Origin of the sequence: Arenibacter sp. S6351L, from assembly GCF_023016025.1 — a bacterium.
In the GTDB taxonomy this organism is placed as follows: Bacteria; Bacteroidota; Bacteroidia; order Flavobacteriales; family Flavobacteriaceae; genus Arenibacter; species Arenibacter algicola_B.
Genome location: NZ_JALKBB010000013.1, coordinates 15,044 through 35,565, shown reverse-complemented (window position 1 = coordinate 35,565; position 20,522 = coordinate 15,044). Strand labels below are relative to the sequence as shown.

Genomic DNA, 20,522 nt, shown 5'->3' with positions numbered 1-20,522 from the left:
AAGAACAATGAAGACTATTCTATTGATCGAGGACGATAGGGCCTTACGTGAAAACACCGAAGAGCTTTTGGAGCTTTCAGGTTATTCCATGATTACCGCCCCGAACGGAAAAATTGGTATTCAAATGGCAAAAGAAAAATTGCCGGATATTATCGTTTGCGACATTATGATGCCGGAAGTAGATGGTTATGGTGTTCTAAAGGACTTGTCTTCCGATGAAAAAACCAAACACATTCCCTTTATATTCCTATCTGCCAAAACCGAACACAAGGAAATACGACGGGGAATGGATCTGGGAGCAGACGATTACCTTACCAAGCCTTTTGAAGAGGAAGATCTTGTAAATGCCATTGAAAGTCGTTTGGCAAAAGTGGAACTTTTGGGGCGCATGGCAAAGGAAAGATCACAAGGTCCTACAGGTTCGGAAGATCAAATACGCACCTTGAACGAGTTAAAGAATTTTTTTGACGACAATGGTGAGCCCACTAGTTTTCTTCAAGGAAGTACCATCTACCAAGAAGGTACATATTCGCATAAAATATATCTTATCCTAAAAGGAGTGGTAAAATGCCATACTATGGACGAGGACGGAAAAGAACTGATCACTTCCCTCTATAGGGCAGACGACTTTTTAGGATTTACCTCTTTTATAGACAATATTCCTTATCAAGAATCGGCAACCGCCATTGAGGATGTGGAACTGGCCGGGATATCCAAGGAAAATCTAAAACAGGTATTGGAAAATAACCACAATATCTCCTTGGAACTAATGGAACTGCTTACTGGAAATATTAAGGACATAAAACAGCAATTGTTGCAAATGGCCTACAGTTCCGTTCGTAAGAAAACCGCGCAGACCTTGTTGCAGTTTGCAGAAATAATGAACAAAAAAACCGAGGATCCCATTAAAATTTCCCGAAACGATTTGGCCAGTGTAGCCGGTATTGCCACCGAAAGCCTTATACGCACACTTTCCGGGTTCAAAAAAGAAGGGCTTATAGATATTGAAGGAAGAAATATCCGTATCAAGGAATTAAAGGCCCTGCAATACATCAATTAAGCATTTTCCCAATACTATATTTTATTGGAAACTGACCAATGTCATATTTCAATTATAGCCATAAGTCTAGTTTTGTACAAATGTTGCTATATAATTTTGAATGAAGAATATACTGTTCCCCACCGATTTTTCCAAAAATTCTTGGAACGCTATTGAATATGCCATAAAGCTTTTCAAAGATGCCCCATGTAATTTTTACGTACTCCATGTTGATGCCTTAAGTCAATCCGGTGTGGACAGCAATTCCTTTATTATGCCTTCCAAAGCCGTGAATATGGCCCTTAGGGATAATCTGGCAGATACCTTTGCCCGCATCAAGACCATTACCACCAATAAAGAACATAACTTTATTGCCCTCCATGAATACGGAAATCTCATAGATATTATTCGCAAGACCGTAATGGACAAAAAGATAAATCTGATTGTCATGGGGACCAAAGGGGCTTCGGGCCTAAAAGAAACCATTTTGGGCAGTAATAGCGGCAATGTCATGACCAAAGTACCTTGTAATCTATTGGTGATTCCGGAAAAAGCCGTGCAGTGCATCCCCAAGGAAATTGCCTTTCCTACCGATTACAATATTTTCTATTCCCATTCTATTTTGGAGGCGATTTCAAAAATGCTCCGTATCACCAAAGCCAATCTCAGAGTTGTGAATGTCTCCAAGCCCAATGTTCAATTAAATGAAGCCCAAAATCAGAACATGGTCTATCTAAAGGACTATTTACTGGAGCTTTATGAAAAATCGCATAGTATCCACAACCTAAAACATGAAAAAGCAAAAAGTGCCATTGAGCAATTTGTGGTCAGCGAGAAAATAGATATGGTAATCATGGTGGCCAAGAACCTTAATTTTCTGCAACAACTGCTGTTCGACACCACCATTAAAAAGATTAGTTTTCAGACCAGCGTTCCTTTACTTGTCCTGCACGAATAAACGCTCTCCCCTATGTTGATATTGGGCTACTGATAAATGTCATAGGTTTTATATGTCCCTACCAATAACTTTGGTAGGTATACAAAAGAAAACCCATGAAAACAGTTTTGATTCCTACCGATTTTTCCAATAGTGCAATGCATGCAATAGATTATGCACTGAATCTTTACAAATGCGAACGCGCCAATTTCTACTTTTTACATGCTTATGCAGACGAGGTTTATGGCCCGTTCAAGACTAATGGGGAAACCTCTATTGAAGATCAAAAGAAAACTGTTAAGAATACTACGGATAAATCTTTAAAGGATCTTATCCAAAAACTTACCGCTAGGGAGAGTAATCCAAAACACACTTATGAAACGCTCTCGGCATTCGACACTTTGGTGGATGCAGTCAACGATTTTGTCAATCAAATAAATGTTGACCTAGTGATAATGGGTACAAAAGGGCAAACTGCCGACAAAAAACTTACCTTCGGCAGCCATACGGTACAGGTTTTCAAATACGTACAGTGCCCTGTGCTGGCAATACCTTTGGACTATAAATATCATCAGCCCAAAAAAATATTGTTTCCCACAGATTATATGCTGCCATATAAGCGTAGGGAATTGAAGTTGTTGAACACTTTGGCATCCGAATTTAAATCGGAAATCCATTGCCTTTATATTTCAGACTTCGAAGATTTAAGCAACAGGCAGATAGACAACCAACGTTTCCTTAAGGAATCTTTGGCAGAGGCCTTCCTGTTTTTTGAAAGACTTCCCACTAAGAATAAGGCGGAGGCCATAATGGATTACATCAAAAAGAATAACATAAACCTTTTGGTCATGGTAAACTCGCGCCATTCATTCTTGGAAGATATGCTATACAGATCAACCGTAGACGAAATTGGGCTACGATTAAAGCTGCCTTTTTTGGTGATGCAGAATCTACCCCGATAATTTAAAAAGAAGCAAGGATGAAAAAAATATTATTGCCCACCGATTTTTCCGCCAATGCCTGGAACGCTATCGTGTATACGGTGAATTATTTCCAAAATGAAAAATGTCTTTTCTATATACTTCACACCTATACCCCCACATTTTATAGGGTAGATTATATGATGGGCGGTCCGGTCAACAGTGCTATTCCCGACAAGGGGGTCGAGACGGCCCAGGCAGGTTTGGAAAAAACACTAAGGGATATAAGGAAGCAATATCCCAATAAGAACCATCAATTCAAGACCATTTCATCCTTTAATATTCTGACCGATGAAATTGAAGAGGTTACAGAACGGGAGGGCATAGACATCATTGCCATGGGAACCCAAGGGGCTACAGGAGCCAAGGAAATCTTTTTGGGAACCCAGACCGTCCATGTCATCAAAAAAGCCAGAATTCCGGTATTGGCCATTCCCAATGGTTATGCCTTTAAGGAAATTGATTCCATAGTTTTCCCAACAGATTACACAACGCCCTATGACCCCAAATCATTAGGCTTTCTGGCAGAATTATCCAAAGTGCATAAGGCTAAATTGATAGTACTGAATGTTAAGGAGGACTATGCTCTTGACGAGAAACAAAATGTCCATAAAAAAGCCCTTGGCATTTTCCTTGAAACCATGGACCATTGCTTTGAGCAGGTAAAGGGCGAATTAATGCCCAATGCCATACATGAATATGTGGAAAAACATAGAATTGGGCTTTTGGCAATAATGAATAGGAAGCATTCATTTTTGGAAAGATTGATTACAAAATCTACCTTAGACTCGATAGGGTACCACTCGAGGATTCCCTTTTTGGTAATACCGGATACTTGGAAAGACCTCCCTCAAAAAGCCAAAACATGAAAAAAATCCTGCTGCCTACCGATTTTTCCGATAATGCCTGGAATGCCATATTTACAGCATTAAAACTCTATGCCGATGTACAATGTAAGTTTCTCATTTTACATGCCTATGAACCAAAAGCCATGAACATGTTGGGGCAAAAAAGTCAACAGCGACTAGGCGTCGTTTATGACTCCTTGGCACAGAATTCAGCTAAGGAACTTGATAAGATTTTGTCCTACCTGAACCAAAACCACAACAACCCCAACCACAGTTTTGAAACTATTTCCAGATCCGATACTTTGGAAGGCTCGGTCAGGGAATTGGTATCTGTCAAAGATATAGATCTCGTTGTTATGGGTACTCAAGGGGCTACTGGTGCAAAGGAAGTCTTTATGGGCAGTAATACGGTGAAAATCTTAAAACAACTTAAAAATATTTCCATTTTAGTGGTTCCCAAGGACTTTAACTTCCAACAGCTAAAGACACTTGTCTTTCCAACGGATTATACCAGAAAGTATGAAAAGTTTGAACTATTGTCCATGATAGAACTTATAAAACTTTGGAACACAGCAATACAGGTGATACATGTGGCGGTAGAATTTATTCTCACCGATGTCCAGAAAGCGAACCTGAAAATTTTGGAACAACGGTTGGCCAGTTATAAATATTCCCTTCATGAACTTAGATTCGAATCCAATATTGCGGACGGTGTAGAGCAGTACGTAAACGAAACAAGGGCGGATCTACTTACCATGGTGAGATACCGGCATAGCTTTTGGGAGAGAATTATAGATGAGCCAGTTATTAAAAAAATAGCCTTCCATTCCATGGTGCCGGTCTTGTTTCTTCCAGGGCAATCATAGGAGGAGCTACTAAAAACCGTTCAACCATTTATAAAATTAGCCCCACATGATTCAGAATATTACTATTCAGAAAGGGCCTTAACATTTTTTAATCATCAAAGGCGACACACGACAGAACGAATCTTTCAAGCCGGTGTATCTCCTAAGAGCAATAAAAACAAACACATGAAAGCAAAACATATACTCCTACCTACAGATTTCTCTACCAACGCCCGCAATGCCATAGACTACGCCGTCTACCTTTTTGAAAAGGTGGAATGTGTTTTCTATGTTTTGCATGCCTTTGAAGTTGGGGCATCCAATCTTAGCAGTACTATGGGCAAGGCAAAGGACACCCGCCTATTTAGGGCAATAAAAGACGAATCCAAGAGAGACATAAAATCCCTAATAGACGAATTGGAATCCAAAAACAAAAATAGTAAGCACACCTTTAAGGGATTAAGTATTGCCGATTCCTTGGTTAATGCGATAGCAAGAACCACAATAGATGAAGGCATACAATACATTTTTATGGGAACCAAAGGTTCCTCTGCACTGAAAGAGGTATTTATGGGCAGTAACACGGTAAGGATTATACAGAAAATAGACTTCTGCCCTATCATTGCCGTTCCGGAAAATTATGATTTTGATCTTCCCGATGAAATAGCCTTTGCCACAAATTTTGAACATATTTATAGTGAGGTAGAATTAGTACCGCTAATAGGATTGGCAAAATTATGGGACTCCAAAATAAGCATTGTACATATTGATACGGGCAAGGAATTGCAACCCCATCAAAAAACTGCCAAAGATTCATTGCCCAAACGGTTCATTAGTCTAGAATACAATTTTAAAGAGGTTAAGGGACATAACAATATTTCAGGGGCAATAAATGGCTATACCCATGAAAATGAAAATATAGGAATGATCGCCATGGTAAATTATTGGCATAGTTTCTTTGAGAAGCTTACCAAAGAAAATGTTATTAAGCGGGTAGCTTTTAATACGGAAGTACCTTTTTTAATATTCCCCCTAATAGAACCCTAAATACCACTCCCATTTTGCGACTATTACAATCAACATGATATATGTCATTGGGAAACAATTAAGGAGGGCTTAATTTTAATTCATTGAAGCTTGCCAACAAAACCGAACAGTATTGAACCGATAAAACAACTTACATGAAAAATATATTGATCCCGACCGACTTCTCCGACAATGCTTGGAATGCCATTAAATATGGAACCGCATTGTACTCCAAAACCAGATGTACGTTTCATATTATACATATAAATCCTATTTCCTATAATTCGGGTGGTGAGGCAGCCATGTATGCTTCACCGGAACTTCTGGAGGAAAACATTCTTAAGGAGAGCAAAGAAAAATTGGAAGATTTGCTTAAAGAGATTGGACGTTTGCCCCTTAACACAAAACATACCTTTAATACAACAGCGCTATACGGATTTTTTACAGATCATATTAAGCAAGAAGTAAAGGATAAAAATATTGACCTGATCATAATGGGAACCAAAGGGGCCACCGGCCTTAAAGCCGTTTCCTTGGGAAGCAACACCGGCAATGTTCTTACCAAAGTACGATGTGCTGTTCTGGCCGTGCCCGAAGACGCCGAGTATAATAACCCCCGGGAAATTGGGTTTCCTACAGATTTCCAATTGAGCTATGATATAAAGGTCCTGAACCATATCAAGGAACTTGCAATAATGCACAACTCTGCACTGCGCTTCCTACATGTGTCCCAAAAAGGAAAGGACCTCAGCGATCTCCAGATGAAGAACAAGGAATTTTTAAAGAATTATTTTAGGGAAAACGAACATTCCTTCCATACCCTTACCGTAAAGAACTTGGATGATGCAGTACAAGCATTTGTAGAAAGTAGGGATCTGGATATGTTGGTCATGGTAGCCAAGAACCTAAACTTCTTGGAACGCATCCTATTTAAACCAGCGGTCGAAAAAATTAGCTACCATACCAAGATTCCATTTCTAATTGTTCACGAATAAGAATGTTGGATTTTAATTGCCGGGCGAATCCTTAGGACCGCCCTTTAAATATGTTGTTTAACAACATGTAGTATGTCGTTCTTTTGAAGTACGCCGGATTGTCGCCAAACCTGCTTTCCGTTTTTAAACAGCAACATGGTAGGTACCCCCCTAACTTGATAAGTACTGGCCAAGGATTGATTCTTGTCCACATCGATCTTTACGATTTTTAGGGCATTCCCCATTTCGTCCTTAACCTGTTTTAATATAGGTGCCAACATTTTACAGGGTCCGCACCAATCTGCGTGAAAATCAACCAGAACAGGGGTTTCTGAATTGATAATGTTATTAAAACTATCCTTCATAATCAAATTTTTGAAAAGTAAAATTACCTAAACAAAGAGAAAATGAAACTGACGAATATCATGGTTTTCAAAATTCTTCTTCTTTAGTTTTACCGTACTAATGTAATAAACACTATGAAAAGAATATTGCTTCCTACTGATTTTTCGGACAACTCCATTAAGGCCATTAACTATGCCATAAAGATTTTCGAAAATACAAAATGTAACTTTTACCTTATGCATACCTATATGCCCCCAGTGTACGAAGCGGAATATTTGGTAGGAAGTCCTGGTCTGATAGGTTTGGGCGATGTAATGCAGGAAACGTCCATGACCCAACTGGAAAAATTAAAAAGTCGTTTGGAAAAGGAATACCATAACCCCAATCATAGCTTTGTTGTTCACACTGCTTTCAACACCCTGGTGAACGAAGTTATGGAAACCGTTGAATCCGAAGGTATACATTTGGTCGTAATGGGCACCAAAGGGGCCACAGGGGCCGAGGAAATCCTCTTTGGGACCAATACGGTACATGTTATTAGAAAAGCCAATTGCCCTGTACTAGTGGTACCCCCCAATTTTGAATACGAGAATCCTTTGGAAATACTATTTCCAACCGACTATGAAATTGCATACAAACAGGAGAAATTAAGCCAACTTTTGGAAATAGCCAATGAATATGGATCCCAAATAAATGTGTTGCACGTCTCCACAGGTTATGAACTAACTCCAGATCAAGAAAAGCAAAAGAAAGGCCTTGAAAAGATTTTGGGCAACAAGGCATTATTCCACGATGTTCCAAATAATGAAATTATAGACGCCATCAATGCCTTCCAGGCCAAAGAAAAAATCAACCTTCTGGTCATGGTTCAGAACAAACATACTTTTATGGAGCGACTTTTTATTGAACCTGTTATCAAAAAAATAGGTTTCCACGTCACTATCCCTTTTATGGTAATTCCACAATTTTAATTAAAACGTAATGAAGAATATACTTGTTGCCACCGATTTTTCCAATAATGCCTATTGTGCCCTGTTCTATGCATCAAAACTTTTAGCATCGGAAACATGCACATTTTATATTCTTAACACCTATTCGGAACTTACCATATCCCCAGGAAAAACACTTCCTATCCTAAATATCAAAAAACATTTGAAGGAACAGGAATCGGAGTCCAAGGAAAAATTAACGCATACCAAGCACAAAATAGTCTTGGACAATGAAAACCCTCTACATACCTTCCATACCATATCCCAAAAAGGGGACTTGGTAAATATCATAGCGCAACAAATAGAGGAACTTAAAATTGATTTGGTAACCATGGGGAATAAAGGACTCACCGAAGCTACCGATGTATTTTTTGGAAGCAATACCATAAAAGTGGCAGATAATCTTAAATGCCCCTTATTGGCTATTCCGGGGGAAATGGATTTCCACCCTATAACGGAAATTGCTTTTGTGACCGACTTGAGAAAGGATTGTGGCCAAAAAACTATAGATCAACTTCTATACATTGCCTCTTTGTCCAAAGCCTCCATTAGGGTGGTTCACGTTCAGGAACAACATATTCTGAACAAGACCCAGGAGGAGAATAGAAAGCAATTGGAAGAAGGCCTAAGCAATGTTGGCCATTCCTTCCAATGGATCAAGAATTTTGATGACAAAGCTAAGGTTATAGATGTTTTTTTGGAAAAACTGAAAGTGGATATGTTCGCCATGGTACATGAAAAGCGCAATCTTTTTGAAAAACTTACCCGTGAACCTGTGGTAAAAGACCTAAGTATGTATTCCGATATCCCATTCTTAATTCTCCCTTCCCAAGAATGACCATTGTCATAGTAACATTCACGAAAGCCTTTTATATTTAATAAAACTAAAGAAGCATTGTCATGGACAAAAGAATATTAATTCCTACCGATTTTTCCAAAAATGCGCTGAACGCCACACGCTATGCCTTGGATCTTTATGCAAAACTTAACTGCGAGTTCTATTTTTTGAACGTTTTCCGTTTGGACAATTACACAACAAACACCCTTATAATGCCAGAGCCGGGCAGTGCAGAATACGAAGGGGCCAAAGGGGCATCGGAGGAAGCTTTTGCCAAGCTATTGGACATGTTGGAGCTACACCATGACAACCCAAAACATAGTTATCACACTATTTCTTCCTTCAATTTTCTCTCAGAGTCCATAAAACAGACCATTGACAGCAAGGATATAGACCTTGTAATCATGGGTACACAGGGAGCTACGGGAGCCAAAGGGGTTATTTTTGGAAGCAATACGGTAAATGCCATGGAAAAAATAAGGGAGTGCCCAGTAATGGCAATTCCTGATAATCTGCGGTTTTCCATTCCCAAGGAAATTGTATTTCCTACGAATTATAAATCCAGCTTTAGCCGAAAGGAATTGAATTATTTGATAGAGATTGCCAAGATGCACAATACGTCCATAAAGGTTGTATACTTTACGAAAAAAACCACGCTTACCGAAGACCAAGAAAAACACAAACAACTCTTGGACGACATCCTCCAAGGTGTAGACCATAGCTTCCACACCCTGACGGATAAAGATGTTGCCCAAGGAATAACCTCTTTTGTTCAAAGTAGGAATAGCGACATGATCGCGTTCATTAACAAAAAGCATTTCTTGTTCAATAGTATATTTTCTAGACCATTGGTCAAAGAAATTGGTTATGATGCCACAGTGCCTATTTTGGCTTTGAACGAATCTTAAAAACACTGTATTATGAAAAATATTGGAATATGGATGGACAGGGAAAAAGCCCATATCATCCGTTTGGACAACAAAGAAGAGAAATTGGAAACCATTTTTTCGGAGATGGAATTTTTTAACCGCAAGGGGACCTCTGGACCTAGGGTAAAATCTGGTGCAACCCAAGACGTTACACATGAGCGCACCTATCTGGAAAGGGAGAAAGCACAATTAAAATCATATTTTAAAAAACTTGCAGATGCCATAGGCGATGCCGATTCTATAGCGCTTTTTGGCCCGGCAGATACCAATGAAAAATTTAGAAAAGAACTACTGGAACACCACAAAGGCTTGGCAGAAAAAGTAAAAGCCGTCACCAAAGCCGATAGCATGACCGAGAACCAGACCAAAGCCTTGGTCAGGGACTTTTTTGGCCAAAAAAAATAGTTGGTTAATTTTTAATTGGGAGACCGCCTAAACAAAAATTGTTCTGGCGGTCTTATTTAAATCCATTGCCCATGAACAGTCCCTTGGACTTTATTAACGACCCAGTAGTATTGAAGATTGCCAAACTTTTATTATGGATACTGGCCATTGTAATTTTCATTGGGTTTCTTCGGAGGGTCCTAAAAAAAAGAATAGATAATGTTTCTGTTAGATATAAGGCTCAAAAAGGAGTAGAGATTATTGGCTACGTGCTAATTACGCTCTTGATCCTAATGGCATTTACAGTAGAAAACATTAAGGACTATACCATTATTATAGGGCTGTTTACTGCTGGTATAACATTTACCCTCCAAGAATTGATCCTAAGTATTGCAGGATCTTTCTATATCTTTTTTGTAAAGGTCTATAAACCTGGGGACCGTATTGAAATTAACGGTATTAAAGGGGATGTCATTGATATAGATAGCATCTATACTACCTTAATGGAAATTGGGGAATGGGTCAGTAGTGACAATTATTCGGGTAGGATCGTCAAGATAAGCAATGCCTTTGTTTTTAAAGGCCCCATAAAGAACTATTCCATGGATTTCCCTTTTGTTTGGGACGAACTCAATATACTTATTACCTATGATTCGGATGTTGCCTTGGCAAAAAAACTGGTCCTGGAAAAGGCCACGGATTTCCTTTCCGAATACACCAAAAATTCATTGGCCAAATGGGAGGAAATGGTGGAGCACTATTATATAGAAAACGCCACAATTGCCCCTACCCTGGCCATTAATCCAACAGACAACTGGATTGCGATAAACTTAAGATATATCACGGATTATAAATTAAGGCGTATTACTAAGCACGAATTGTTCGAGCAGATAGTACAGGCCCTCATGGCTACGGATGACAAAGTAAAACTTGCTTCCACCACCTTGCAACTACTAAAAATACCAGAATTGGATATTCATCTAAAGCAATGATATGGAAAAGGAATTAGACATTGAAATTCTAAAATCCTCTGGGGAACGGGCCAAATTTTCCTTGGACAAACTGCGTAAATCCCTAAAACACAGTGGGGCCGACCATAATCTAGTGGAACAGATCGTAGGACAGGTGAAGGATGAACTCTATGAGGGCATCTCTACCAATGAAATCTACAATAGGGCCTATGCCCTCCTGAAAAAGAACAAATCGGTCTTTGCTTCAAAATACAAACTAAAAAAGGCCATATACGAATTGGGACCAACTGGCTTTCCCTTTGAACGTTTTGTGGCCGCCATCCTGGAATATTCCGGCTACCACACTAGTGTAGATCAAATAATGAACGGTATCTGTGTTACCCATGAAATTGATGTAGTTGCAGAAAAAAATGGAACCGTCACTATTATAGAATGTAAGTTCCACTCAGAAGAAGGTCGTAACTGCAACGTTAAGATTCCCCTATACATCCATTCCAGATATAACGATGTAAAAGCACATTGGGCCACCAAGAAAAACGAAAGTAGGGAACTGGATAAAGGCTGGGTAGTAACCAACACACGTTTTACCAGCGATGCCTCAACCTACGGAAAATGTGTAGGGTTGAACCTCTTAAGTTGGGACCTACCCTTAAATGATGGACTTAAGGATCGTATAGATCGTTTAGGGCTTTATCCAATTACCGTATCCACCCTACTCAGCAATAGGGAAAAACAGTTTTTGTTGAGTAGGGATGTGGTCTTATGCAGGCAACTTTGGAAGGATAAGTTTTTTTTGGACCATTTGGGAATCTCCAATACTAGGAAAGAAAAAATCCTGAATGAAATTAAACAACTTTGCAATCATTAGATTATGAATACTATCAAAATACATTTCCTAGGTGCTTCCGGAACCGTGACAGGCTCCAAATTCTATTTGGAAACCCCTGAATTGAACCTGATGATCGATTGTGGTATGTTCCAAGGACTAAAGGAACTCCGACAAGAAAACTGGAATCCCTTGCCAATAGATGTCTCTAAAATAGATGTGGTGCTATTGACCCATGGACATTTGGACCATACAGGATACCTGCCCAGATTATTAAAGGAAGGTTTTAAAGGAAAAATTGTAGGAACAGCACCCACATTGGCAGTTACCCGAATAATACTTTTGGACAGCGCCAAAATACACGAGGAAGAAGCTGAGCAGGCCAATAAGGAAGGGTACAGCAAGCACGACCCCGCGCTTCCTTTTTACACCGTAAAGGAGGCAGAGCGTACTATAGATTTGTTTCAATCCAGGGAAAAGGACGAATGGATTGCCCTTTCGGAGCACATTCGCTTCAAATACCGCTATAACGGTCACATCATCGGTGCTACCTTTATTGAATTGGAAATTTTCGGAAAACTGTTCGTTTTTTCTGGGGACGTTGGAAGATTACATGATGATTTATTGGAAGCCCCTGAACGTCCAAAATGGGGCGATTATCTTTTTGTGGAAAGCACCTATGGGAATAAATTACATCCTGAGGAAGACGTAGAAACAATACTCAGCGATCTCATAAAAACAACCATTCAAGAAAGGGGAAATCTTATCATCCCATCCTTTGCGGTGGAGCGACTACAATCGTTAATGTATCTACTTTGGCAGTTGTACAAAAAAAACAAGATCCCCAATATCCCTGTTTTTATAGATAGCCCCATGGGCAACAATGTGTTGTCTGTTTTTGAACAATTTCCACATTGGCATAAACTGCCGATGAACGAGTACTATGCCATGTGCAATCACTTCAATATTATAACCTCCTATGCCGACACCTGGAAGACTATCGACGATCCCAGATCTAAAATTGTAATTGCCGGAAGCGGCATGGTTACAGGAGGCAGGGTACTTACCTATTTAAAACAGTTGATAGACATCCCATCAACATCGGTTTTATTAGTGGGTTTCCAAGCGGAAGGAACCCGCGGACGCCAACTATTGGAAGGGGCCTATGAAATAAAGCTGTTTGGAAAATATTATCCGGTTAAAGCAAAAATTCATCATTTGGAAAGTCTTTCTGCCCATGCCGATCAAAGCGAGTTGTTACATTGGATGGAGGAAATTGAAAATATTCCGGAAACAGTTTTCCTTATCCATGGGGAACCTACCTCCTTGGATGCCTTTAGAGTCAAGATCAGGGATGTTCATGGATGGAACGTACAAATCCCTAAACTCAACGACATACAAGAAATATTCATCTAAACCTGCGATGACGAATCTCATTGCGGAGGTTTTTAAAAGTTCTTAACTTTATCCAAGATCCAAAAAAAATGGAAAAGAAAAATACGGCCACAGATAACGGGGGGAAAGTTACCCTATTGCACTGGAAAATTCAGCAATGGAAATTGAGGTTTCAGTTAATGGATGAGGAAATTGTTTTTATAAAACGGCTATTGGATTCCAATGCCTTTAGGCCCAACATCCCTAACCTCTTTGAACGTTTACAGGATTACAAAACCCGTTTGAAGGATATCGAAAATAGAAATGCGGCCGTAAGAACCCAAATTTCATTGCACGAAAACAATTTAGGTACTGAGTTGGATATAGCGGACAGCGCCATTAGTGCGGACGACATTAAAAAAAATGATAGTCTTCAATTGGAGGTCGACGAATGTCAGGGGGCTTACCAAAATCTAAAAAGCGAAATTTTCAATTATACGGGGAGCATTCTTAATAACTGACCAACGTCATATTATTTCATTAGCACATCTGCTACCTTCGCAACTATTCCTGAAATTAAAAAATACTATTATTACAAAGGCTTATACCATGAAAAAAATATTAATTCTATTCGCAATACTACTAACGGGATGCTCTTCCACTAGTTTGGTTGAAAACTGGAAAAATCCGGACACTGTACTGTTCCATGCCAATAAAGTGTTGATAGTAGGAATGGCCTCTGACGAGGAAGCCAGGATGGATTTTGAAACGAACATGCAGAAAGAATTTAGCAAACGAAATGTTGAAGCCATGCGCAGCCTTGATGTTTTTGATGTTTCCTTTACCGATACCCGTAAGACCGAAAAAGAACTGGATGATGTGGAACAAAGTCTTCTGGATAAAGATTTTGATGCTATACTGTTTACCAAAGTTGTTGGTTCGGAGGATAAGGAAAGTTTTTTGAAATCCATTTCAAGGTGGAACAATTACCAAGGAAGATTTAATGACGATTATCTAAGTCACCAGGACATCTATTATGACCAAGGATATTATGATAAATTTACGGTATACCACGCCGAGACCACACTTTACTGTATTTGTGAAGGCAAGGAAAGGTCTATGATCTGGAGGGGAAGTATAGACATCTCAGACCCCAAGAACATACAAAAAACCATCAAAGATTATATAAAGCTTGTTATACTGGCCATGGAAGACCAAGATCTAATATTTATCAAAGAAGAAAAAAATGAAATTACTGGTCTATAGCGCTAAAGATTTTGAAATCCCTTTTTTAAATAGCGCCAATAACAACGGTCATAAAGTTACCTTTACAAAAGATGCCTTAAATGCAGAGACGGCCATCCAAGCTGTTGGCCATAAGGCGGTTTCCATATTTTCCGGAGATGATGCCTCCGCCCTAGTATTGGAAAAGTTATCGGATTTGGGCGTTCTTTATATTAGCTTGCGTTCGGCCGGGTATAACAACGTGCATCTAAAAACAGCACATAAATTTGGGCTTAAGGTAGCCAATGTCCCAGAGTATTCCCCCTACTCCATTGCCGAACATGCCGTTGCCCAATTGCAGGCACTTAACCGGAAGATTATTTTGGCAGATAAGCAGGTACACTCCTATAATTTTCTACAAAACAATCTGATGGGCTTCGATTTGAACGGAAAGACCGTAGGCATTGTTGGAACTGGCAAAATTGGCAGTGTAATGGCAAAAATCATGCATGGTTTTGGTTGCAAAATATTGGCCCACGACCTTAAACCTGATTATAAACTTGTTCAATTATATGATCTTACCTACACTTCCTTGGACAAGCTTTGTGAACAATCGGATATAATTAGCCTTCACATTCCGCTCACCCAAGAGAACTACTATTTAATAGACAAACAAAAATTAGCCTTAATGAAACCGGAGGTTGTTTTGATAAATACTGCAAGAGGAGCCTTAGTGGAAACTAAAGAATTGATCAATGCTTTGGAAAAAAACGCAATTGGCGGCTACTGCACAGATGTTTATGAAAAGGAAATAGGGTCGTTCTTTAAGGATAATTCTATTGATGGAATCAAAGATGAGACCCTAATAAAATTATTATCCTTTTCCAATGTACTTCTTACACCCCACCAAGGTTTTATAACCAAAGAGGCGTTGACCAATATTGCTGAAGTTACTTATGAAAATCTAAATAGTTGGGAAGAAGGTAAACCATGCCAGAACGAACTGGGTCTTGAAATGATCAATTCATAACAACGGACTAAACACTTTTCCAAAACCTTCTTTTAGTTTTTCACCCCAAGGTCTTTTTATATGATCTTCGTAGACCAGCATTCTACTTGAATAGGCGTCCTTAAGAAAATCCTCCTTCAACAGCTGTGCAAAAGGGGCATCATAAACAATGGCATTTACTTCATAGTTCTGTTCAAAGCTCCTATCATCCAAATTGGCCGTGCCTATGGTAGCTATAGTATCATCACTAACAATGATTTTACTATGTAAAAATCCGTCAGGAAATAAATAGATCTTCACCCCGGATTTAAGAAGGGGCTCAAAATAAGACCGCACGCTCCAACTTACTATTTTGTTGTCCGCATTCTCGGAAACCATCAAGCGTATGTCCACACCTCCCAAAGCGGCGGTCTGTAAGGCCTCCATTATAGCCTGTCCGGGAATTACATAGGGATTGGTAATAAACAGATAATTCTTCGCCTTATTTATAATTGTAAAGTAAGTCTGTTCCAAGGAAGGGAAATCATCATCCGGTCCCCCAGAGACGATCTGTACAAGTTTACCTTCATTTTTTTCAATAGCACCTTTATCAGTATCCAAGGGCAGCACAGAAATCGTCTTCTGACAAACCAAATACCAATCCATTGCAAAAACAAAATCCAAATGACTCGCTGAAGTACCCTTCAATCTTAGGTGCATATCGTGCCAATTGCCCAGTTCCACATCACCTTTTAAGTATTTATCAGATACGTTGATTCCCCCGGTAAATGCCACCTTGCCATCTACAACAATGATCTTTCTATGATTCCTATAGTTTAAGGAAGAAAAAAACCGCCCGAACTTGAACGGCAGAAAAGGATATACCTCTACACCTATAATTGTTAATTTTTTCAAATAGGCCTTACTTAATGAAAAGCTGCCAATACCGTCATAGATCATTCTAACCTCCACCCCTTCCGCAATTTTACGCTCAAAAAGTTGCAATAGCCTTTGCGTAAGTTCCCCTTCTTCAAAAATGTAGTATTGTAGATGTATACGGTATTGGGCGTTTTCCAAAGCTTCGAAAATAGATTCGAAGGTCGTTTTTCCATCTTTCAGCAGTTTGAGTTCATTATTGTCCGTTGGAGGGAAATGTGAATTCCGGTATACCAAGGTCATTAGTTTTTGGTGCCTCCCGCTCATGGAAGCCATGTGCTGCATTAGGGGTTCCGGCAAATTTAAAAAGGCCTTCTTTTTTAATTTCAGCAACTTATTTTTTCTTCGATTTCTTCCCAGAAGAAGATAAAGAAACATCCCACCTACCGGAATGGTAAAAATGGCCAGAAGCCAGGCCAAACTTTTTGAAGGTTTTGCGCCGTGCAAAAGGATACTTATGATAATGACTAAAGCAATAAGTAAATAAAGACTAAGAAAAATAGCATTCCACATGTTTCCTTTTTAGTTTGTTGACTGGGATAAGTGCAATGAACAAAGTTCGGGAATTGCTGTGTTTTAACTATGATAATTATCAGCTATTGATAGGATTGAACTATTTACAGCTATCCATTAAACAGTGAATGCTAAATATAAAACCCACAAAACAAGTTACTCATGTTCTGTGGGTTGTTCGTAGTCCGTATTATTTAGGCCATTACATCTCTGGAAACTGATTTTGTCCCAATCAACGGGCTTTTTGGATTTCCAGACCTACGAGTGTGCGAGCTTGCCCACAAGTGCAGCAGGGCCTTTAAAAAATTGTGCAATGGACTTCAAAAGTCCCATTGTTTTAAAGGGTACAAAATCAAACCGGAGAATAGCTTCGGGCGACTCCTCCCCTTCAATGGTTAGTCCGTTCACTATCTCGAAGTCCAGGAATTTAATTCCGTCCGCACGTTCTTGAAATCTATCACTATAGATTATCTTGCTCCCAGATTTGCCAAGATAAAATCTGAATGCACTGTAAGAACCTTTTTCCAAGCTAAGGACGCTTTTGGATTTTAGAAATAGGCCCGTATGCATACCTTTGATAGGTATGGAAGCCTGACCTGGGAAGTCTCCAATAAAATGCTCCTGTCCATGGGTATCTATAGCAGAAAACTTAGTAATGTTCAAATCCATTTCGGACACTTTCATATCCGTGGCATAGCTATTCCGCAAGACCAAATCCTTTATACATTTTCCATCTGAATCCAACAGATACCTATCGGAAAGCAGTGGTACCACTTGCCAAGTCTTGGGATAAAAATTCATTTTTTTCATAACGAAGTATTTAAAGAATACGCCTACAAATTTATAGACATACACTTCCTCATGAAACAGCAGGATTTTCCAATTTATATGCTATTTTAACTGCACATTGACAACAAATCTTAAAAAATGTCAACATTTAGCATAGTTGGGTTAATCCCAATCTAGAGCAGTGTATTAATTATTTAAGGTGTTACAATATCCAAGAAGTTGAATATTAAGTGATATTATTTGCAGAAGCACTCATAGGAATTGCCGCAAATGGGATAAAATTCTCTGTAAACCTAATTGGGAAAAACGATTGAATCTATCGTCAAAAAAAATGGGAATCCGGTTCTAATCCCCCCCTAGGTACTTTAAAAGACCTCGATGCCCGATATCAACACAAGTAAGATAGTGTTTGGCCTTGCGCTATTAAAACTTTAATGCCACCTATGCCGCCAATCTTCTAAAAGGTAATATTTACAAAGGGAAGAATGGGACTGGTATATACACTTTCATCTTCCTTGTACAATACATTGTATTTTGCCCCTACGGATATTTTTTCATTAATATTCCATCCTAAACCAACGAAGAGTGCAGAGTCCCAGTAATCATCGGTAACTTTTCCCGTGGGGGTCTCCGTTTTGGTATTTACCTTGAGTTGGGCGAATTCCAATAAGGTAGTCAATTGTCGGATCGGCCTATACTGGGTTATAATGTTGGCTCCAAAAGTGGTGGTATTCTGCAAATCCTTGATGGAGGTATAACTGCCCTGGATTCCACCGCCAAGACTCACTTTATTGCTTACATCATAAATCAAATTAGGAGATAGACTAATATTGGTACCTCCAACAAAGCTCAATCCAAACCCACAACCGAATTTTAATCTGTTTTCTGCTTTGGAGGTACTATCCACTACCGCGATATCTGTGGTCTGGCAAAATGCATTTTCACTGTATAGGAACACTACAATTACCGTGGCCACGGTCATAAAGAATCGGTTTATTTTCATATTGACTTTGTTAATGGGTGGTTATATTTTAGAGTTTTTTTAGCTTATTCAATATATGGCTTTTTTTTAACATTATTCAATATTTATTGTGCCAAGTACAACTTCAACTATCCTATATGCGAGCAATGAAAATGGATCGCCATTGCTGCCGTACCTCCTTTGCCAGGATGTCATTGCCAACAATGGAATTAAATTGACCTGGGAAGGAACTGCCACAGTGGTAGAATTTACACATTATGACGTTGATGGCAATATTCTGAACAATGAAATCATTAGCCGGTAAAAATTAACTAACTTCAAAATTATTTTACGATTTTAGCCCGGTATAGATAAGCAACCTGTTTAAGCACATAAAGGGATTAAAATAGTTTGTAGGACAGAGCTTTAATACTTTTTGCCTATCTACTGCTACAACTGAACCTCAATCCTTATTTTTGCCAAATATTCAACATTGCATTCTGGTCATGAACAACGGTTTAAGACGATTACTTTACGATTACCTGATCCAATCCGGTTTGGAAGCCAACACGGCCGCCTATCTCAACGCCCTAATTCTTTTCATAGGAATAATTTTAGTGGCCCTATTGATGGATTATATCCTTTGGAAACTATTCCGTTTCTTATCGGTCAGGTTCGCTAGGCAGTCCAAGACCAATTTTGATAATTTTTTAGTGTTCAATAAGGTGCCCAGGTATGTAGCGCACATTATACCCTTATGGTTGTTGTACAGGTATCTTCCCTTGGCCTTCCTCGATTTTGAAAATACCGAAGGTATTATATTGAAGGCCATTGAAATCCTAGCCGTAATTTTGGTGCTAATACTTATAAGAAGCCTGCTCCGAAGCATTAAGGATTATCTAAAAACCTTGCCCCATATGAAGGACAAGCCTTTGGATAGCTATATTCAGGTATTTATGATATTCGCTTGGATCGGGGGCATCCTTACTCTTTTTGCGGTATTGACCGATACCACCATTTGGAAATTCTTTACCGCCTTGGGCGCTGCCTCTGCGGTAATTCTTTTGATATTTAAAGATACCATTTTAGGCCTTGTGGCAAGCATACAGGTAAGTATCAATGACATGGTGCGTATAGGGGACTGGATAACCTTTGAAAAATTTGGGGCCGATGGCAATGTTACCGAAATTTCCCTTGCTACTGTGAAAGTCCAGAATTTTGACAAGACAATTACAACCATTCCTACCTATTCGCTTATTTCTGATTCTTTCAAAAACTGGAGGGGAATGCAGGCCTCCGGAGGCCGTAGGATTAAACGCGCTCTGCTTATAAAACAGAAAAGTATTAAATTCCTGACTGCAGAAAACATCGAAACCCTGAAAGGTATACAGATAATTTCCAAATATTTAGAGGTAAGAAATACCAATATCGATACCTATAACAATGAGCACGATATTGACAAACAAATGGCCATAAACGGAAGGAACCTTACAAATATTGGTGTTTTTAGAAAATATGCGGAAACCTACTTAAAGAACCACTCCGCTATTAACCAGACTATGACCCTAATGACCAGGCAATTATCTCCTACACCACAAGGGATACCCTTGGAAATCTACGCCTTTAGCAGTGATAAACGTTGGGAAAATTACGAATATATAATGGCGGATATTTTTGACCATTTGTTGGCGGCACTGCCTTATTTTGAGTTGGAAGTATTTGAACTGCCAACCTCTTTTAACAATGGTCTGGATAAGGTGTAGATCGGTAAGGAAGGGCCTAATTACAGATATGGAATGCCATATT

The 20,522-nt window shown here is 39.2% G+C and carries 23 protein-coding genes; 19 read left to right on the top strand and 4 right to left on the bottom strand.

Translation table 11 applies throughout. The features are described from left to right. Positions 1–7: 7 nt before the first annotated feature. From MWU82_RS12130 to MWU82_RS12100, 7 genes are all read left to right on the top strand, one after another. Positions 8–1,060, top strand: a complete 1,053-nt coding sequence (locus MWU82_RS12130) for a response regulator (RefSeq protein WP_247096568.1) — start codon at positions 8–10, stop codon at positions 1,058–1,060. Between the two features lie 100 nt (positions 1,061–1,160). Next, positions 1,161–1,997 (top strand): universal stress protein, encoded by an 837-nt coding sequence (locus MWU82_RS12125; protein WP_215948799.1) that lies wholly within the window; start codon positions 1,161–1,163, stop codon positions 1,995–1,997. Between the two features lie 95 nt (positions 1,998–2,092). Beyond that, positions 2,093–2,938, top strand: a complete 846-nt coding sequence (locus MWU82_RS12120) for a universal stress protein (RefSeq protein WP_215948798.1) — start codon at positions 2,093–2,095, stop codon at positions 2,936–2,938. A gap of 17 nt (positions 2,939–2,955) precedes the next feature. Then, a complete protein-coding gene (locus tag MWU82_RS12115; protein ID WP_247096567.1) occupies positions 2,956–3,825 on the top strand; it encodes a universal stress protein in 870 nt (289 codons plus the stop codon). Next, the gene (locus tag MWU82_RS12110; RefSeq protein ID WP_215948796.1) at positions 3,822–4,670 is read left to right on the top strand and encodes a universal stress protein; all 849 of its coding nucleotides are present in this window, start codon (positions 3,822–3,824) and stop codon (positions 4,668–4,670) included. Before MWU82_RS12115 ends, MWU82_RS12110 begins: the two co-directional genes overlap by 4 nt. Positions 4,671–4,835: 165 nt before the next feature. Then, the gene (locus MWU82_RS12105; RefSeq protein WP_247096566.1) at positions 4,836–5,696 is read left to right on the top strand and encodes a universal stress protein; all 861 of its coding nucleotides are present in this window, start codon (positions 4,836–4,838) and stop codon (positions 5,694–5,696) included. A 134-nt stretch (positions 5,697–5,830) separates the two neighbouring features. Continuing rightward, positions 5,831–6,670 (top strand): universal stress protein, encoded by an 840-nt coding sequence (locus MWU82_RS12100; protein WP_215948794.1) that lies wholly within the window; start codon positions 5,831–5,833, stop codon positions 6,668–6,670. 44 nt (positions 6,671–6,714) lie between these two features. Here the strand turns inward: MWU82_RS12100 and trxA are convergent, their stop codons facing one another. Continuing rightward, on the bottom strand, positions 6,715–7,014 hold the full coding sequence (gene trxA / locus MWU82_RS12095; RefSeq protein ID WP_247096565.1) for a thioredoxin: 300 nt from the start codon (positions 7,012–7,014) through the stop codon (positions 6,715–6,717). Positions 7,015–7,128: 114 nt separating this feature from the next. On the opposite strand from trxA, the gene MWU82_RS12090 reads away from it, so the two are divergent. The 10 genes from MWU82_RS12090 (at position 7,129) to MWU82_RS12045 (ending at position 15,559) form a co-directional block, all read left to right on the top strand. After that, positions 7,129–7,965 (top strand): universal stress protein, encoded by an 837-nt coding sequence (locus tag MWU82_RS12090; RefSeq protein ID WP_111624692.1) that lies wholly within the window; start codon positions 7,129–7,131, stop codon positions 7,963–7,965. 10 nt (positions 7,966–7,975) lie between these two features. Further along, positions 7,976–8,821 carry a universal stress protein gene (locus tag MWU82_RS12085; RefSeq protein WP_247096564.1) on the top strand — a complete coding sequence of 282 codons (846 nt, stop codon included), beginning with the start codon at positions 7,976–7,978 and terminating at the stop codon, positions 8,819–8,821. A 62-nt stretch (positions 8,822–8,883) separates the two neighbouring features. Next, a complete protein-coding gene (locus MWU82_RS12080) occupies positions 8,884–9,729 on the top strand; it encodes a universal stress protein (protein ID WP_247096562.1) in 846 nt (281 codons plus the stop codon). Between the two features lie 12 nt (positions 9,730–9,741). Beyond that, positions 9,742–10,155 carry a hypothetical protein gene (locus tag MWU82_RS12075; protein ID WP_072861906.1) on the top strand — a complete coding sequence of 138 codons (414 nt, stop codon included), beginning with the start codon at positions 9,742–9,744 and terminating at the stop codon, positions 10,153–10,155. A gap of 71 nt (positions 10,156–10,226) precedes the next feature. Beyond that, positions 10,227–11,126 (top strand): mechanosensitive ion channel family protein, encoded by a 900-nt coding sequence (locus MWU82_RS12070; RefSeq protein ID WP_111624695.1) that lies wholly within the window; start codon positions 10,227–10,229, stop codon positions 11,124–11,126. Position 11,127: 1 nt separating this feature from the next. After that, a complete protein-coding gene (locus tag MWU82_RS12065; protein ID WP_111624696.1) occupies positions 11,128–11,973 on the top strand; it encodes an ATP cone domain-containing protein in 846 nt (281 codons plus the stop codon). Positions 11,974–11,976: 3 nt separating this feature from the next. Then, positions 11,977–13,347 (top strand): MBL fold metallo-hydrolase, encoded by a 1,371-nt coding sequence (locus MWU82_RS12060; RefSeq protein ID WP_247096560.1) that lies wholly within the window; start codon positions 11,977–11,979, stop codon positions 13,345–13,347. 68 nt (positions 13,348–13,415) lie between these two features. Next, positions 13,416–13,826: a hypothetical protein gene (locus MWU82_RS12055; RefSeq protein ID WP_215948785.1), complete on the top strand. Its 411-nt coding sequence runs from the start codon at positions 13,416–13,418 to the stop codon at positions 13,824–13,826. Positions 13,827–13,914: 88 nt separating this feature from the next. Then, the gene (locus tag MWU82_RS12050; RefSeq protein ID WP_215948784.1) at positions 13,915–14,571 is read left to right on the top strand and encodes a hypothetical protein; all 657 of its coding nucleotides are present in this window, start codon (positions 13,915–13,917) and stop codon (positions 14,569–14,571) included. After that, a complete protein-coding gene (locus tag MWU82_RS12045) occupies positions 14,552–15,559 on the top strand; it encodes a 2-hydroxyacid dehydrogenase (protein WP_247096559.1) in 1,008 nt (335 codons plus the stop codon). Before MWU82_RS12050 ends, MWU82_RS12045 begins: the two co-directional genes overlap by 20 nt. Here MWU82_RS12045 and cls read toward each other — a convergent pair. From cls to MWU82_RS12030, 3 genes are all read right to left on the bottom strand, one after another. Further along, positions 15,554–16,966: a cardiolipin synthase gene (gene cls, locus MWU82_RS12040; RefSeq protein ID WP_247096558.1), complete on the bottom strand. Its 1,413-nt coding sequence runs from the start codon at positions 16,964–16,966 to the stop codon at positions 15,554–15,556. The genes MWU82_RS12045 and cls overlap by 6 nt on opposite strands. A 258-nt stretch (positions 16,967–17,224) precedes the next feature. After that, positions 17,225–17,776 (bottom strand): hypothetical protein, encoded by a 552-nt coding sequence (locus tag MWU82_RS12035; RefSeq protein WP_215948781.1) that lies wholly within the window; start codon positions 17,774–17,776, stop codon positions 17,225–17,227. 436 nt (positions 17,777–18,212) lie between these two features. Then, positions 18,213–18,758: a hypothetical protein gene (locus tag MWU82_RS12030; protein WP_247096557.1), complete on the bottom strand. Its 546-nt coding sequence runs from the start codon at positions 18,756–18,758 to the stop codon at positions 18,213–18,215. 88 nt (positions 18,759–18,846) lie between these two features. On the opposite strand from MWU82_RS12030, the gene MWU82_RS12025 reads away from it, so the two are divergent. Continuing rightward, positions 18,847–19,041, top strand: coding sequence for a hypothetical protein (locus MWU82_RS12025; protein WP_247096556.1), 195 nt, complete (start codon positions 18,847–18,849; stop codon positions 19,039–19,041). Between the two features lie 181 nt (positions 19,042–19,222). Continuing rightward, the gene (locus MWU82_RS12020) at positions 19,223–20,479 is read left to right on the top strand and encodes a mechanosensitive ion channel domain-containing protein (RefSeq protein ID WP_215948778.1); all 1,257 of its coding nucleotides are present in this window, start codon (positions 19,223–19,225) and stop codon (positions 20,477–20,479) included. Positions 20,480–20,522 lie beyond the last annotated feature (43 nt).